This window comes from Yersinia artesiana, from assembly GCF_902726545.1.
Taxonomy (GTDB): domain Bacteria; phylum Pseudomonadota; class Gammaproteobacteria; order Enterobacterales; family Enterobacteriaceae; genus Yersinia; species Yersinia artesiana.
Map to the genome: position 1 here is coordinate 1 of NZ_CACVAD010000047.1, position 15,645 is coordinate 15,645.

A 15,645-nucleotide genomic window follows, 5' to 3' on the forward strand; every position below is an offset into this window, starting at 1 on the left:
GGGTCGTGCGGGATTCGAACCTGCGACCAATTGATTAAAAGTCAACTGCTCTACCAACTGAGCTAACGACCCATTATATAATTCTGAAAGCCTAGAAGTGGTGGGCGATACCAGATTCGAACTGATGACCCCCTCCGTGTAAAGGAGATGCTCTACCAACTGAGCTAATCGCCCTCATCTATCTCATTTAATGCTTGTATTTCATTTACTTCGTAACACGTCGAGTTTGGTGGGCGATACCAGATTCGAACTGATGACCCCCTCCGTGTAAAGGAGATGCTCTACCAACTGAGCTAATCGCCCCGCCGTGTTGTTGGAGTCGCATTATAGGGATAGTTCGAAGTGAGTCAACGGTTTTTAAAACGAAAACAATCGTTCGCCGCAAATTTAAACAGGATGCGATATTTATCACCGCTATGGGCATTTCTTTAGCCGAATCTAATTGCATATCGGTAACATCGTTGAGGAATTGTCTCAGGGTGGTAGAATGTCGCCTACTTTTTCGAAATTCGAGCAATAACCAGCTTTTGCTGGTCGGCGTAGCGTAATAAGGCATCGAACCCAATGAAAATCAAAACCCGTTTTGCACCCAGCCCTACCGGCTATCTCCACGTTGGTGGCGCGCGCACCGCGCTGTATTCCTGGTTATTCACCCGCCATTTCGGTGGTGAATTTGTTTTGCGTATTGAAGATACCGATCTTGAGCGCTCAACTCAGGAAGCCATCGACGCCATTATGGACGGTATGAACTGGCTGAATCTGGATTGGGATGAAGGCCCGTATTTCCAAACCAAACGTTTCGATCGCTACAATGCGGTGATTGACCAAATGTTGGAAAATGGCACTGCTTATAGATGCTATTGCTCTAAAGAGCGTTTGGATGAATTGCGCGAAACCCAAATGGCCAATGGTGAGAAGCCGCGCTACGATGGTCGCTGCCGTGATAGCCAGTGCACCCACAGTGCTGATGAACCTTCTGTGGTGCGTTTTCGTAACCCGCAGGAAGGCTCGGTTATTTTCGATGATAAAATCCGTGGCCCAATCGAATTCAGCAACCAAGAGCTGGATGACTTAATTATCCGCCGTACCGATGGTTCACCAACTTATAACTTCTGCGTAGTGGTTGATGACTGGGATATGGAAATCACCCATGTTATCCGTGGTGAAGACCATATCAACAACACCCCTCGCCAGATTAACATTCTGAAAGCATTGGGCGCGCCCGTTCCTGAATATGCCCACGTTTCAATGATTCTGGGTGATGACGGTAAAAAACTGTCTAAACGTCATGGTGCAGTCGGCGTGATGCAATACCGTGATGACGGCTATCTGCCAGAAGCCCTGCTGAACTATTTGGTTCGCCTGGGTTGGTCGCATGGTGATCAGGAGATTTTCTCTGTTGCTGAGATGACTGAGCTATTCACACTCGATGCGGTGAGTAAATCGGCCAGTGCTTTCAATACTGAAAAACTGCAATGGCTGAACCACCACTATATCAATAGCTTGCCACCAGAGCAGGTTGCCGTTCACCTGTCATGGCAGGTTGAGCAGTTGGGTATTGATACTCGCAACGGCCCTGAATTGGTCGAAATCGTTAAACTGTTGGGCGAGCGCTGTAAGACGCTGAAAGAAATGGCTGAATCTTGCCGTTACTTCTATGAAGAATTTGATGAATTCGACGCAGATGCTGCGAAAAAACATTTGCGTCCTGTTGCACGCCAGCCACTGGAAGCGGTTAAAGCCAAACTGGCTGCCATCACCGAGTGGACCACTGAAAACGTTCACAATGCCATTCAGGGCACGGCTGATGAGTTGGGTGTAGGTATGGGCAAAGTTGGCATGCCACTGCGCGTAGCGGTCACTGGTGCGGGTCAATCACCAGGAATGGACGTCACCGTCCATGCTATCGGTCAGGCGCGTTCACTGTCTCGTATTGATAAAGCACTCGCTTTTATCAGCGAACGTGAAGCACAGCAATAAAATCAAATCTATTAATCAGGCGACTGAGCAAAGTCGCCTTTTTTATGCTGTTTGCTCACTGATTTGGCGGCTTTTTCAGCGCTTGGCGTGAGAAATTGAATTAGCCGTTGACACTGTTTCAGGGGTTTCATATCATGCGCCCCGTTCACACGATTTATTATGTGCACACTGGGGCTATAGCTCAGCTGGGAGAGCGCTTGCATGGCATGCAAGAGGTCGACGGTTCGATCCCGTCTAGCTCCACCAAATTATCTTGTTTGATAAGTTTCAAGCTTGATAATCAGGTGGCATGATAGATAAATCAGTACGAACAACCACATTTGTGGGGCTATAGCTCAGCTGGGAGAGCGCTTGCATGGCATGCAAGAGGTCGACGGTTCGATCCCGTCTAGCTCCACCACTCTTTAAAAGACCGGCCTATGGCCGGTCTTTTGCTTTTTAGCATTTATCATAATCATTCTCCGCTGCTATCCTGCTCCAAACACATTGATGACCGAGGAAACAGGCAATGAACCAGCAACAACAAATCATTGAATGGCTACGTGCGGATCCCTATCGGATGCAAGCATTGTCTATTGCCCGTGAACTTCAGTTAAACCAATGGTGCCTGGCTGCAGGATTTGTCCGTAATCTGGTGTGGGATAAGCTACATGGATACCCTTCTGCTACCCCAATTAATGATATTGATTTAGTCTATTTCGATGAGCAAGATGCCAGTGAGCAGCATGATTTACAGCTCGAAGAACAACTTAATCACACAACGTCAGCCCTGCATCCATCGTTTCCGTGGTCAGTCAAAAATCAGGCCAGAATGCACCTGCGCAGTGGCCGCTGGCCCTACACCAGTACAGAAGACGCCATCAGCTATTGGGTTGAAGTGGAAACAGCGATTGGGGCCAGCCTTAAAGAAAATGGTGATATTGAACTGGTCGCCCCATTCGGTTTGGCTGCTTTGTTTAGTCAAACCATTACGCTGAATACCAAAAACGGTGAAATCGACACTTACTACCAGCGGGTCAATAGCAAAGGCTGGCAACAGCATTGGCCGCAACTGCAATTGGTGGTTTAACGGCTTAGAGCCTGGATTTAACGCGCATAAAACCACCAAGTGATAGGTTACTGATTAGCAAGTGATAAGATTGTGTAAAACCCCGCTGAAAAGCTAAAGATTAATATCCTTCACGTCGATAAATATTATTCCACCCACGTTTTCTAAGGAATAATGATGTCGAATACAATCTCTGCAGCATCAGTGTCAGTAAGCAGTAGCAGCTCTTCGGATAGCAGTACCGCCGCACAGATTAAATCTCTTAATCAAGAGATCCAAAAACTGACCGAAAAGTTAAGTACCTTAAAAGACTCTGGTTTAACTGCTGATGAGTTGCAAAAACAACAGCAACAAATTCAGAGCCAAATAGCAGCACTGCAAGCTCAAGTTGCTCGTATTGAGGCACAGGCGGCGGAAAAAGCCAAAGAAGGTAAAGACGATACAACCAGCGCGAGTACACCTACAGGTGATGGGGTAAACCGCCCTTCTGCTCAAAACCAGATTGACGTTTATATTTAATGAAGTTTGTGCCCTACAAAGTAAGACTATGGCGATGATCTGCAACTGTTCATCGCCATATTTAAGTCTAAAAAATTAGCCTCGTTTGAGGGGTTTAACCAAACCATCCAGCCCTTCAATTTTAATCGCCAGCGTCATCTCCATCAACATACCCAGTTTGCCTTGCGGAAACTCACCTTTACGGGCGAACCAAAGCAGGTACTCTTCCGGTAGATCGATTAACACCCGCCCCTGATATTTACCAAAGGGCATCCGGGTATTGGCGATTTCAACCAAGTTTTCTTTTTCCATGCAATCCTCAGCCGTTAGGACGACTCACCGAGCAAACGGATCATCTCCGCTTCATCGATAACTGTAATTCCGAGCTCCTGCGCTTTCGCCAGTTTCGATCCCGCCGCTTCACCCGCAATCACCAGATCAGTTTTTTTGGAAACACTGCCACTGACTTTGGCCCCCAAAGCGGCCAGGCGATCTTTGGCTTCATCCCGTGAGAGGATAGTCAGTGAGCCGGTCAGAACTACTGTTTTTCCCGCAAATGGGCTGTCTATCTCTTCGGCTATAATTTGCTGCGGCTCGGGCCAAGTGATCACTTTTTCCAGCGCTTCGATTACTTTCTGATTGTGCTCTTCACTGAGGAAGTTCACCACGTGCCTGGCCACCACTTCACCAACATCCGGCACACTTTTTAATGCTTCAATATCAGCGGCTCGCAGGTTTTCCAGATTACGGAAATGAGCTGCCAAATTAGCCGCCGTTGCCTCACCCACTTCGCGAATGCCCAGCGCATAGAGAAAGCGGGCAAAAGTCGTCTGTTTTGCCTTTTCCAATGCTGCGACCAGATTTTGAGCCGATTTTGGCCCCATCCGATCTAATCCGGTCAGTATTCCGGGAGTCAGAGCAAACAAATCCGCCGGGTTCTCAACATACTGTTTTTCTACTAATTGTTCGATAATCTTGTCACCCATGCCATCGACATCCAGCGCCCGGCGCGAGACAAAATGCTTCAGTGCCTCTTTACGTTGCGCGGCACAGAATAACCCACCGGTGCAGCGGGCAACCGCTTCCCCCTCAACCCGCTCGATATCAGAACCACACACCGGGCAGTGCTCAGGGAAAGTGATCTCTTTGGCATCCTGCGGGCGTTGCTCCATCACCACCCCCACCACTTGCGGAATAACATCGCCGGCGCGACGGACAATCACGGTATCGCCGATACGTAAGCCCAAACGCTCAATTTCATCGGCATTATGCAAGGTTGCATTGCTGACAATCACACCTGCCACTTGCACCGGTTCCAGCCGCGCAACTGGCGTAATGGCGCCCGTACGCCCCACCTGAAACTCCACTTCGCGGACTTGCGTTATCTGCTCTTGTGCTGGGAATTTAAATGCCGTGGCCCAGCGAGGTGCGCGCGCGACAAAGCCCAGTTGTTCCTGTAAGTCGAGTGAATCAACTTTGATAACCACCCCATCAATATCAAAACCTAAACCGCTGCGGTCTTGTTCAACTTGACGATAAAAAGCAATCACTTGCTCGCTGCCCGTGCATAATTTAACCCGATCACTGACCGGTAAGCCCCAGGCCTTAAATTGCATCAGGCGCTGGATATGGCTGCGGGGCAGTTCGCCGCCCTCCAATAACCCGACGCCATAGCAGAAGAAAGTTAATGGCCGTTTAGCCGTAATACGTGGGTCAAGTTGGCGCAATGAACCGGCGGCGGCATTGCGGGGGTTGGCGAAAACTTTCCCCCCTTTGCGGCGAGCTTCATCATTAAGCTGCTCGAAACCCGCCAATGGCATAAAGACCTCACCGCGAACTTCGACGCGCCGTGGAATATTATCGCCCTGCAAACGCAGCGGGATTGCACGGATAGTGCGCACGTTGGCGGTGATATTTTCACCGGTAGTGCCATCACCGCGCGTTGCCGCCCTAACCAGCTCACCATCTTCGTACAATAAACTCACTGCCAGGCCGTCAAGTTTCAATTCACAGCAGAATGTCAGAGGGTCGGCGCGTTTCAACCGGTCATGGACTCTTTTGTCAAAAGCCAGATAGCTTTCTTCATCAAATACGTTGTCGAGAGAGAGCATCGGGATTTCGTGTTTCACCTGCTCGAAAGCATCAAGCGGCGCAGCACCTACTCGTTGGGTCGGTGAATCATTGGTAATCAATTCAGGATGTTGTGCTTCCAACTCACGCAATTGCTGCATCAGGCGGTCATATTCAGCATCAGGGATCTCTGGTGCATCCAACACATGGTACAGATGTTCGTGATGGCGCAATGAGGTTCTTAGTTGATTAATTTGCTGAATTATTGATTCCATAGCTCACCATCAAAGATAAAAAACCCCCGGCATGCGGGGGTTCGGGTTAATTCGATTCATTGCGAGGCAACATTATCAGGCGGTTGCGTTTGCATCCAACACTTCGCGGATGCGAGCCTTATATGTTTCCAGTTTTTGCGGGGTCATCATGCGGCGCTCGTCATCCAACACCACACCACCGACATCATCGGCAATGCGTTGGGCTGATTGCAGCATCAACTTAAAGTTTTGATTCGCGTCGCCATAAGACGGCACCATCATAAACATTGAGACACCCGGCGTTGAGAAGTCAGACATAGTGTCAGGGTCAAAAGAACCCGGTTTCACCATATTTGCCAGACTGAATAATACTGGGCCACTGCCGGCTGGGCTTAGATGACGATGGAAAATCCCCATCTCACCGAACTGGAAACCAGACTGAAGCACACTTTGTAGCAACACTTCGCCACCCAGAGCTCCACCGTGGTGTGCAGCAACATGCAACACTAATACGGTTTCTTTCAGTTTTTGCGGCTTCACCTCAGGAGCCGCAACAGCAGGCTCTGGCTGTGATTCCACATGTTGTGGAGCCACCCGAGGGGCATGCTCAGCCACATGTTGTGGTTCTGCATAACGCGGTTGTGAGTCATGCTCTTCAACCGAGCCAAGCAAAGGATCACGCTGTGGTTCATGCGGTGGTTGCTCAGCAGATAGCCCACCCAAAAGAGGGTCGTCATAGTCTGTTGGCACTGAAGCAAAAGGTTTTTGGCGAGGCTCCGCCTTGACCTGCACCGGTTTGGTTTCAGTATGCTGAATCACCGGCAGTTCATCGTCGTCTTCATCAATATGATTAAACGAAGGCTTCTCTTGTGGATGAGCAGTGCGGACGCGCACTTCTCCTACCCCTTCATCGAGACTCTCGATCGGGGTTTCAACACGTTCTTGTTTCGGACGTTTAACTGGGCGATCGCGAAAAAGTGATGAGCGTTCTTTACGGCTGGTCCATAAACCATGCAATAACAACGCTATTATGGCGATCGCGCCAACAACGATTAATATCAGACGCAAATCCTGCATCATTACTATCTCTGTTGTTCCAATACATTGCCACCGCGGCAAACATTCACCCTTTAACTCTATTTCCCAACGAACACAAGTGCAAGTCCGTGCTCAATTTTCTTCGAAGAAAGATGATTATGCTAGATGTTTCGCTCATTTTTCATACAATATGTGACTATGCAGTGGGAAATCATACCGATATGATACGCGGGTCAATGAGCTTATAGAGAACGTAATGGCATGGCGTATACGCAAAAAGCGGTAAAAAAGGTCAGTGGTATCCATTATTTCGCCCAAGGATGGCAGTTAATCTCCCGTCCAGGTATCCGGCGATTTGTAATTTTGCCCCTCTTGGTGAATATTCTGCTGATGGGGGGGGCTTTTTGGTGGTTATTCAATCGGATAGGTGTTTGGGTTCCCCAATTGATGAGTCATGTGCCTGACTGGTTACAGTGGCTCAGTTACCTATTGTGGCCAGTGATGGTGATTTCAGTGCTACTGGTATTCAGTTATCTATTCAGCACCATCGCCAATTTCATCGCCGCCCCCTTTAACGGTTTACTGGCCGAACAGTTAGAAGCCAGTTTAACCGGCAAGCCCCTGCCGGATACCGGTATTCTGGGGATTATGAAAGATCTGCCGCGAATTATGGCGCGTGAATGGCGTAAGTTAGCCTACTACTTGCCCCGCGCATTGGTGCTGCTGTTATTGTATTTGGTGCCGGGTGTCGGCCAAACACTGGCCCCTGTTTTGTGGTTCTTGTTCAGCGCCTGGATGCTATCGATTCAATATTGTGATTATCCCTTTGATAACCACAAAGTGAGTTTTCAGCACATGCGCAGCGCGTTGCGTCAAGATAAGGTCGATAACCTGCAATTTGGCGCACTGGTAAGCTTATTCACTATGATTCCATTGCTTAACCTGGTGATTATGCCTGTAGCAGTCTGTGGCGCCACCGCAATGTGGGTTGACCGTTATCGCGATCAGTTTATCCAACCACCACGTTAATTTTGCATGGGCGTGCTGGTCACGCCCCTATTGCTGAGATTAAAAGTGATTTGCCAAGATTAAAAGCTATTGGGATTAAAACTTATTTCCTAATAACATATCGATATACCAATTACTTACTTCCATAGCCATACTGTTAGCGTATGCTTTGAACGTTTCCTACATTTTCATAGAGTTAAAGGACGGGCTATGAGCAAGATATATGAAGACAACTCTTTAACAATCGGCCATACGCCGCTGGTTCGTCTGAACCGTATCGGTAACGGGCGCATTTTGGCGAAGGTTGAGTCACGCAATCCAAGTTTCAGTGTTAAATGCCGTATCGGTGCCAATATGATTTGGGACGCCGAAAATCGTGGCATTCTGACCGCAGACAAAGAACTGGTAGAACCTACCAGTGGCAATACCGGTATCGCACTGGCATTTGTTGCAGCCGCACGCGGTTATAAACTGACCCTGACCATGCCTGAAACCATGAGTATTGAGCGCCGTAAACTGCTCAAAGCATTGGGTGCCAATCTGGTGCTAACCGAAGGCGCTAAAGGGATGAAAGGGGCGATCGCCAAAGCGGAAGAAATTCAAGCCTCCGATCCAAACCGCTATCTTATCTTGCAGCAATTCAGTAACCCAGCAAACCCGGAAATTCACGAAAAGACCACCGGCCCGGAAATCTGGGAAGATACCGATGGTGAAGTCGATGTCTTTATCGCAGGTGTCGGTACCGGCGGTACTCTGACCGGTGTCAGCCGCTACATTAAAAAGACTAAAGGCAAAGCCATCACTACTGTTGCCGTTGAACCTACCGATTCTCCAGTTATCACTCAGGCATTGGCAGGTCAGGAAATCAAACCCGGCCCACACAAAATTCAGGGTATCGGCGCGGGTTTCATTCCCGGCAACCTTGACTTGAGTCTGGTTGACCGTGTGGCACTGGTCACCAATGATGAAGCCATCTCTATGGCTCGTCGTTTGATGGACGAAGAAGGTATTTTGGCCGGTATTTCTTCCGGTGCCGCAGTTGCGGCAGCAGTCAAGCTTTCTGAAGATCCAGACTTTACTGACAAAACAATTGTGGTTATTCTTCCGTCCTCGGGTGAGCGCTATTTAAGTACGGCGTTGTTCGCAGATTTGTTCACTGAACAAGAGCTGCAACAGTAGTTAGACCGTCGCACTAAATGCTAAAAAAGCACCCTCATGGGTGCTTTTTTTGTGGCGCGCTTCAAACTTTTTACTACATAAAGATTGATTTTACCCTCTGGGTTTAGTATTTAACCGGTCAATTATTTTGATACGCGAAATTAATCGCATCTTAAATGCCTCTCTGGCTGAATCGATTTATCAATTATGCAACACAACAAAAAATGTCATCACTGAGTGCTGATTGAAGACATAACGTAAAGAGAGCATTATTCTTAGATGTAGCAGTATCGATTTTAAGCCTGAACTCAGGTTGTATCGGAAACTGTCTTTGTGACTTGTCACTGGTTAAGGCATAGTCATGCGCGAGTCAAATAGTCATGTTATACGCGCACCAATACAGGCTAAAGTTTAGGTTCTACACTAAACTTTAGCTCCACAACATAAATCCAAAATAAGTTGGGGAAACACAATGTTCCAGCAAGAAGTTACTATTACTGCACCAAACGGTCTGCATACCCGCCCTGCTGCCCAGTTCGTGAAAGAAGCAAAAGGCTTCCCATGCGAAATTACTGTGACCTCTAACGGTAAAAGCGCCAGTGCCAAAAGCCTGTTCAAGCTGCAAACTCTGGGCCTGACCCAAGGTACTGTTGTTACGATCTCTGCTGAAGGCGATGATGAGAAGAAAGCTGTTGAACATCTGGTAAAACTGATGGCAGAGCTTGAGTAATCACACGCTCTTTTTAGTTAACACCAGTCAAGAGTAAGGTAGGGTTATGATTTCAGGCATTTTAGTATCACCGGGTATCGCTTTTGGTAAAGCACTTTTACTGAAAGAAGATGAGATTGTCATCAACCGGAAAAAGATCTCTGCTGACCAAGTGGAGCAAGAAGTCGAGCGTTTCAAAACTGGGCGTGCTAAAGCGGCTGAACAGTTGGAAGCGATCAAGACCAAAGCTGAAGCAAGTCTCGGCGAAGAGAAAGCGGCCATCTTCGAAGGGCATATCATGCTATTGGAAGACGAAGAGCTTGAGCAGGAAATCATAGCCCTCATCAAAGATGATAAGCAATCTGCTGATGCAGCGGCTTATTCAGTCATTGAAGGCCAGGCGAAAGCGCTGGAAGAGTTGGATGACGAATATCTGAAAGAACGTGCGGCTGACGTACGTGATATCGGTAAACGTCTGCTCAAGAACATTCTCGGCCTGACGATTGTCGATTTGAGTGCAATCCCGGATGAAGTCATTCTGGTAGCAACTGATCTGACTCCGTCAGAAACCGCACAGCTTAATCTGGACAAAGTGTTAGGGTTCATCACCGATTTAGGTGGCCGTACCTCTCATACCTCGATTATGGCGCGCTCACTGGAATTACCGGCTATCGTCGGCACCAGCGATGCAACCAAACAAATCCAGAATGACGACTATGTAATCCTTGATGCGGTCAATAACAAAATCTATTTAAACCCAACTGCCGAAGTGATTGAGCAGTTGAAAGCGGTGAAAACTCAATATATCACCGAAAGAAATGATCTGGCCAAACTGAAAGACCTGCCAGCTATCACTCTTGATGGTCATCAGGTGGAAGTGGTTGCCAACATCGGTACCGTGCGTGATATCGCTGGTGCTGAACGTAATGGCGCTGAAGGTGTTGGTCTGTATCGTACCGAATTCCTGTTCATGGATCGCGACTCACTACCGACTGAAGAAGAGCAGTTCCAGGCTTATAAAGCCGTGGCGGAAGCTATGGGCTCGCAGGCAGTTATCGTCCGTACGATGGACATCGGTGGCGATAAAGACCTGCCGTACATGAACTTGCCGAAAGAAGAAAACCCATTTTTGGGCTGGCGTGCCATCCGTATTGCTATGGATCGCAAAGAAATTCTACACGCACAGCTACGCGCCATCTTGCGTGCATCAGCATTTGGCAAATTGCGCATTATGTTCCCGATGATCATTTCGGTAGAAGAAGTGCGTGCACTGAAAGCAGAGCTTGAACTGCTGAAGCAGCAATTACGCGATGAAGGCAAGGCCTTTGATGAAAGCATCGAGGTCGGTGTGATGGTGGAAACACCAGCGGCGGCGGTCATCGCTCGCCATTTAGCTAAAGAAGTTGACTTCTTTAGTATTGGGACAAACGATCTAACTCAGTATACTCTGGCAGTAGATCGTGGCAATGAGCTGATTTCTCATCTCTATAATCCAATGTCGCCATCGGTATTGGGCCTGATCAAACAGGTAATTGATGCATCTCACGCTGAAGGTAAGTGGACCGGTATGTGCGGTGAACTTGCTGGCGACGAACGTGCTACACTGTTGCTATTGGGCATGGGGCTGGATGAGTTCAGCATGAGTGCGATTTCGATCCCACGCATCAAGAAAATTATCCGTAATACGAATTTCGAAGATGTGAAGGTGTTGGCAGAGCAGGCATTGGCTCAACCAACAGCAGATGAATTGATGACGCTAGTTAATAAATTCATCGAAGAGAAAACGCTCTGCTAATTCCACGATACTGGAACGCTGCCCAATATAAATACTTAGGAGAAGATCATGGGTTTGTTCGATAAACTGAAATCACTGGTTTCAGATGATAAAAAAGACAGTGGTACTATTGAGATCGTAGCACCGTTGTCTGGTGAGATCGTCAACATCGAAGATGTTCCTGATGTTGTGTTTGCAGAGAAAATCGTTGGTGATGGTATTGCCATCAAGCCTTCAGGCAATAAAATGGTTGCTCCTGTTGACGGCACCATCGGTAAAATTTTCGAGACTAACCATGCTTTTTCTATCGAATCAGACAGCGGCATTGAGCTGTTTGTCCACTTCGGTATTGATACTGTTGAACTGAAAGGCGAAGGCTTTAAACGCATCGCGGAAGAAGGTCAGCGCGTCAAGAAAGGTGATGTGGTTATTGAGTTCAATCTGGCGCTGCTGGAAGAGAAAGCCAAGTCTACTTTGACTCCGGTTGTTATCTCCAACATGGACGAGATCAAAGAACTGATTAAACTGTCTGGTAGTGTCACCGTGGGTGAGACACCGATTATTCGTATCAAGAAGTAATTACATACGAATGGAAAACGGCGCTCTTGAGCGCCGTTTTTGTTTGGTCATTTAATCAGCTGCAATCCAGCGCGGCACGCGCAGCGTAATCACTAACCCACCCTGCTCACCGTTTCTTGCTTCAACCTGCCCACCATGAGCCAAAATCACCTTTCGGGTAATGGCCAGCCCTAAGCCATAACCTTTACCCGACATTGCTGACTTAACGCGCACGAAAGGATCGAAAATACTGGATAACTTGCTCTCATCAACCCCCGGCCCCTGATCAGAAACCTGAATCTGATAACTCTTATCAATCAATGAAAGCGCCACCTTTACCTGTTGACCATGAGTGGAAAATCGCAGCGCATTGCGGACAATATTATCAATTGCCCGTCGCATCAGCTCAGCATTCCCCTTGACGGTATAGTCAACTTGCGGAGCTACCTGTAGCAGGATTTCAACCCCCGGCACCTGCGCTTCATAGCGGGCATCATTAACTACCACAGCCACCAACTCGCGCAGATCGAAATACTCATCATCTTCGGCAATATTGTGGTTTTCAGCACGAGATAATGCCAATAACTCGCCAATCATCTTATCGAGGCGCTCCGACTCATGCTCAATACGCTGCAATGAATTTTCGACATTATTGGGATTTTGGCGCGCCAATCCGATAGCCAATTGCAAGCGAGCCAGCGGAGAACGTAATTCATGAGAAACATCATGCAGCAACTGCTCACGGGCACTGACCAACTCTTCCAACCGCTCGGCCATTGAATCAAAATCCCGCGCCACTTCCGTCAGTTCATCATGACGGCGGCGCATGACAGGCAACAGTCGCACCGACAAATCCCCCTGTGCCACCCGTTCAAAACCCGCGCGTAATTGGCGCATCGGCCGTGTCAGGTTCCAGGCCAACAATGTACTGAAGAATAACCCCCCTAATACGCCCATCCAAATCATCGGGATCGGAATATTCAGTATTTCACGACGATTCTCGCCGCCCCCGCCCCGCTGATTAACATCCCTTAACCCATCGATGTCGTAACTGATACGATAGCTCTGACCATCAAGACCTTGAGTCCAGGTGGTCACTTCCCGGCTGTAAAACTCAGGGCTTCCCCCTTCAGGTAACGCTTTGCTTTGTGGAGCCTGTTCGGTTAACGCAGGGACATCCTGTGCCAGCAATACTGAAAAGTGATTTTTATCTGTTTCTGACCAATTCGCCGTCATGGCGTGCAAGGCTGGCAAGCCACCGCTTTGCAATACCGAAGCCGCAGAAGCGACTTGTAATTTGGCAATTCTACGCACCATCTCACGCTCTGGCGGTTCATGGCGATTGCCGTAAAAGGAAAACACCACCCACAGCATCTGGGTCATTAAAATAAAGGTAAGCCAAAATCCCAGCAGGATTTTCCAAAATAACCGTCCACGCATACCTGACTGACTCCACCAATAGCGATTATCTGATGCGGTAGCCAATGCTGCGTACCGTCTCAATGTTTAAGGTACTTCCCGGCAACGCCGCAAGCTTTTGTCTGATATTACTGATATGGACATCGACACTACGATCATAAGCCTCCCGTGGGCGGCCCAAGCCTTTATCAGATAACTCATCTTTAGTGACCACACGATCGGGCGAGCGTAATAGCAACTCCAGCAAATTAAACTCAGAGGCAGTCAAATCAAAGGGTTTACCCTGCCATTCACTGCTGCGAGTCGACGGGTTGAGCGTCAAATCACCATGCGTAATAACGCCATCATCAACCGATGACACATCTGGATGCTCTTCAAAGCGGCGTAAAACGGCACGCAACCGAGCCACCAGCTCGCGCGGATAACACGGCTTTGGCATATAGTCATCAGCGCCCATTTCCAGGCCGATGACTCGATCAATATTGTCGCCTTTGGCGGTCAGCATGATGATCGGTAAGCGGCTGTTTTTACGCACCTGCCGTAACACATCAATGCCACTCATATCAGGCAACATAATGTCGAGGATCAAGGCGGTATAGTTACCGGACAGCGCGCCCTCTATACCTTCTTTGCCGGTTAATACCAACTCGGCACTAAATCCCTCACCGTTTAGGTATTCTCTCAACATGGTGCCCAATTCAACATCATCATCGACTAACAAAATTTTCATGTCTTAACTCTCCTGCCTGATTTCGGCTATTTTCATGCCTATTTGACTCGCGTGCAGCCGGTTTTACTCAATCCTTACACATCCTTAAGCTTCACTTAACTCACATCGGCTAGCCTTGGCGGTAAATTATCCCCTAACATTTGGCTTCACTATTATGTTCATTGTGGTTCAAGGATCTTTGATTGATTATGCAAAAGATTACCGGATCGAAACGGCGTCTTATGGGGCTGGCTGTTGTGCTGCTGATTGCCGGTGGCGTACTGCTCTTTAGGCTGATTTCACCGCCGGACAAGCCAGGATTTATCACCGCTCCGGCAGAAATCCGTACTCTGGAACAAACTGTACTGGCAGATGGCACTATCAAAGCACAGAAACAGGTCACAGTGGGCGCTCAAGTTTCAGGGCAGATAAAAGCCTTACATGTCACCCTAGGACAACAGGTAGAAAAAGGCCAGTTAGTGGCCGAAATTGATGATCTTACTCAGCAAAATGCGTTGAAAGATGCAGAAGAAGCCTTGAAAAATGTGTTAGCCCAGCGCGCAGCCAAGGTGGCAATGCAGAAAAATAACCAACTGACCTACCAACGCCAGCGGGAAATTCTGGCCAAAGGTCTGGGAGCGCGGGCCGATTTTGATAGCGCTAAAGCGACATTAGACAGCACTCAGGCTGAAATTGATGCTTTGGATGCCCAAATTGCACAAGCAGAAATCGCCGTCAGTACCGCCAAGCTCAACCTCGGTTATACCAAAATCACTTCGCCGATCAGCGGTACCGTTGTCGCCATTCCGGTTGAAGAGGGGCAAACCGTCAATGCAGTGCAAAGTGCTCCGACCATTATAAAAGTGGCACAACTCGACACTATGACCGTCGAAGCGCAGATTTCCGAAGCTGACGTGGTAAAAGTCAAAATCGGTATGCCGGTTTACTTCACCATTTTGGGCGAACCGGAAAAGCGCTTTAGCGCCACCCTGCGGGCTATTGAACCCGCCCCCGACTCGATCAACGATGAAACCACCACCAGCACATCCTCCAGTTCCAGTAGCAGTTCCAGCTCCACCACTACCGCTATTTACTATAACGGTTTATTTGATGTCGCTAACCCAGATGGGGCTTTGCGTATTTCGATGACCGCACAGGTGTATATCGTGCTGAGTAAAGCCGAGAATGCCATCGTTATTCCTGCCACGGCATTAGAAAACGACCAAGGGCACTATCGGGTTCAGGTGGTCGATGATAAGGGTAAGGTCAGTACCCGTGAGGTCACCGTCGGGATAAATAACAATGTTGATGCCCAGATACTTTCCGGTTTGCAAGCTGGGGAGCGAGTGATTGTCAGTCAGGCAAGTGCAGCCACATCCAACAATAAGGCCCAACATATGGGGCCACCGATGGGGATGTAAC

14 protein-coding genes and 5 tRNA genes are annotated in these 15,645 nt (G+C 48.4%); 11 read left to right on the forward strand and 8 right to left on the reverse strand.

The window, feature by feature from the left end:
• From HU019_RS15270 to HU019_RS15280, 3 genes are all read right to left on the reverse strand, one after another.
• A tRNA-Lys gene (locus HU019_RS15270) sits at positions 1-72 on the reverse strand.
• A gap of 26 nt (positions 73-98) precedes the next feature.
• Positions 99-174: transfer RNA gene (locus HU019_RS15275), tRNA-Val, on the reverse strand.
• 53 nt (positions 175-227) lie between these two features.
• Positions 228-303, reverse strand: a tRNA-Val gene (locus HU019_RS15280).
• 261 nt (positions 304-564) lie between these two features.
• Between HU019_RS15280 and gltX the strand changes: the two genes are divergently transcribed.
• The 5 genes from gltX (at position 565) to HU019_RS15305 (ending at position 3,547) form a co-directional block, all read left to right on the forward strand.
• A complete protein-coding gene (gltX, locus tag HU019_RS15285) occupies positions 565-1,980 on the forward strand; it encodes a glutamate--tRNA ligase (RefSeq protein WP_077173785.1) in 1,416 nt (471 codons plus the stop codon).
• 170 nt (positions 1,981-2,150) lie between these two features.
• Positions 2,151-2,226: transfer RNA gene (locus HU019_RS15290), tRNA-Ala, on the forward strand.
• 78 nt (positions 2,227-2,304) lie between these two features.
• Positions 2,305-2,380: transfer RNA gene (locus HU019_RS15295), tRNA-Ala, on the forward strand.
• Between the two features lie 108 nt (positions 2,381-2,488).
• Positions 2,489-3,049 carry a nucleotidyltransferase family protein gene (locus HU019_RS15300; RefSeq protein WP_174849654.1) on the forward strand — a complete coding sequence of 187 codons (561 nt, stop codon included), beginning with the start codon at positions 2,489-2,491 and terminating at the stop codon, positions 3,047-3,049.
• A 156-nt stretch (positions 3,050-3,205) separates the two neighbouring features.
• Positions 3,206-3,547, forward strand: a complete 342-nt coding sequence (locus tag HU019_RS15305) for a FlxA-like family protein (protein ID WP_174849655.1) — start codon at positions 3,206-3,208, stop codon at positions 3,545-3,547.
• A 75-nt stretch (positions 3,548-3,622) separates the two neighbouring features.
• Here the strand turns inward: HU019_RS15305 and HU019_RS15310 are convergent, their stop codons facing one another.
• The 3 genes from HU019_RS15310 to zipA form a co-directional block, all read right to left on the reverse strand.
• Positions 3,623-3,838 carry a DUF3820 family protein gene (locus HU019_RS15310; protein ID WP_019081727.1) on the reverse strand — a complete coding sequence of 72 codons (216 nt, stop codon included), beginning with the start codon at positions 3,836-3,838 and terminating at the stop codon, positions 3,623-3,625.
• A 14-nt stretch (positions 3,839-3,852) separates the two neighbouring features.
• Complete coding sequence (gene ligA / locus HU019_RS15315; RefSeq protein ID WP_174849656.1) at positions 3,853-5,871, reverse strand: NAD-dependent DNA ligase LigA; 2,019 nt, start codon at positions 5,869-5,871, stop codon at positions 3,853-3,855.
• A gap of 75 nt (positions 5,872-5,946) precedes the next feature.
• A complete protein-coding gene (zipA, locus tag HU019_RS15320; protein WP_174849657.1) occupies positions 5,947-6,930 on the reverse strand; it encodes a cell division protein ZipA in 984 nt (327 codons plus the stop codon).
• Between the two features lie 219 nt (positions 6,931-7,149).
• Between zipA and cysZ the strand changes: the two genes are divergently transcribed.
• From cysZ to crr, 5 genes are all read left to right on the forward strand, one after another.
• Positions 7,150-7,917 carry a sulfate transporter CysZ gene (gene cysZ / locus HU019_RS15325; protein ID WP_174849658.1) on the forward strand — a complete coding sequence of 256 codons (768 nt, stop codon included), beginning with the start codon at positions 7,150-7,152 and terminating at the stop codon, positions 7,915-7,917.
• A gap of 189 nt (positions 7,918-8,106) precedes the next feature.
• Positions 8,107-9,075, forward strand: a complete 969-nt coding sequence (gene cysK, locus HU019_RS15330; RefSeq protein WP_174849659.1) for a cysteine synthase A — start codon at positions 8,107-8,109, stop codon at positions 9,073-9,075.
• 451 nt (positions 9,076-9,526) lie between these two features.
• Positions 9,527-9,784, forward strand: coding sequence for a phosphocarrier protein Hpr (gene ptsH, locus HU019_RS15335; protein ID WP_050076256.1), 258 nt, complete (start codon positions 9,527-9,529; stop codon positions 9,782-9,784).
• 46 nt (positions 9,785-9,830) lie between these two features.
• Positions 9,831-11,558, forward strand: a complete 1,728-nt coding sequence (ptsI, locus tag HU019_RS15340; protein ID WP_174849660.1) for a phosphoenolpyruvate-protein phosphotransferase PtsI — start codon at positions 9,831-9,833, stop codon at positions 11,556-11,558.
• 48 nt (positions 11,559-11,606) lie between these two features.
• Complete coding sequence (crr, locus tag HU019_RS15345; protein WP_004392561.1) at positions 11,607-12,116, forward strand: PTS glucose transporter subunit IIA; 510 nt, start codon at positions 11,607-11,609, stop codon at positions 12,114-12,116.
• A 51-nt stretch (positions 12,117-12,167) separates the two neighbouring features.
• Here crr and HU019_RS15350 read toward each other — a convergent pair whose 3' ends face one another.
• Complete coding sequence (locus HU019_RS15350) at positions 12,168-13,535, reverse strand: ATP-binding protein (RefSeq protein ID WP_174849661.1); 1,368 nt, start codon at positions 13,533-13,535, stop codon at positions 12,168-12,170.
• Between the two features lie 25 nt (positions 13,536-13,560).
• On the reverse strand, positions 13,561-14,244 hold the full coding sequence (locus HU019_RS15355) for a response regulator transcription factor (RefSeq protein WP_174849662.1): 684 nt from the start codon (positions 14,242-14,244) through the stop codon (positions 13,561-13,563).
• 188 nt (positions 14,245-14,432) lie between these two features.
• On the opposite strand from HU019_RS15355, the gene HU019_RS15360 reads away from it, so the two are divergent.
• Entirely contained in the window at positions 14,433-15,644 is a 1,212-nt protein-coding gene (locus HU019_RS15360) for an efflux RND transporter periplasmic adaptor subunit (RefSeq protein WP_174849663.1), read from the forward strand.
• Position 15,645 lies beyond the last annotated feature (1 nt).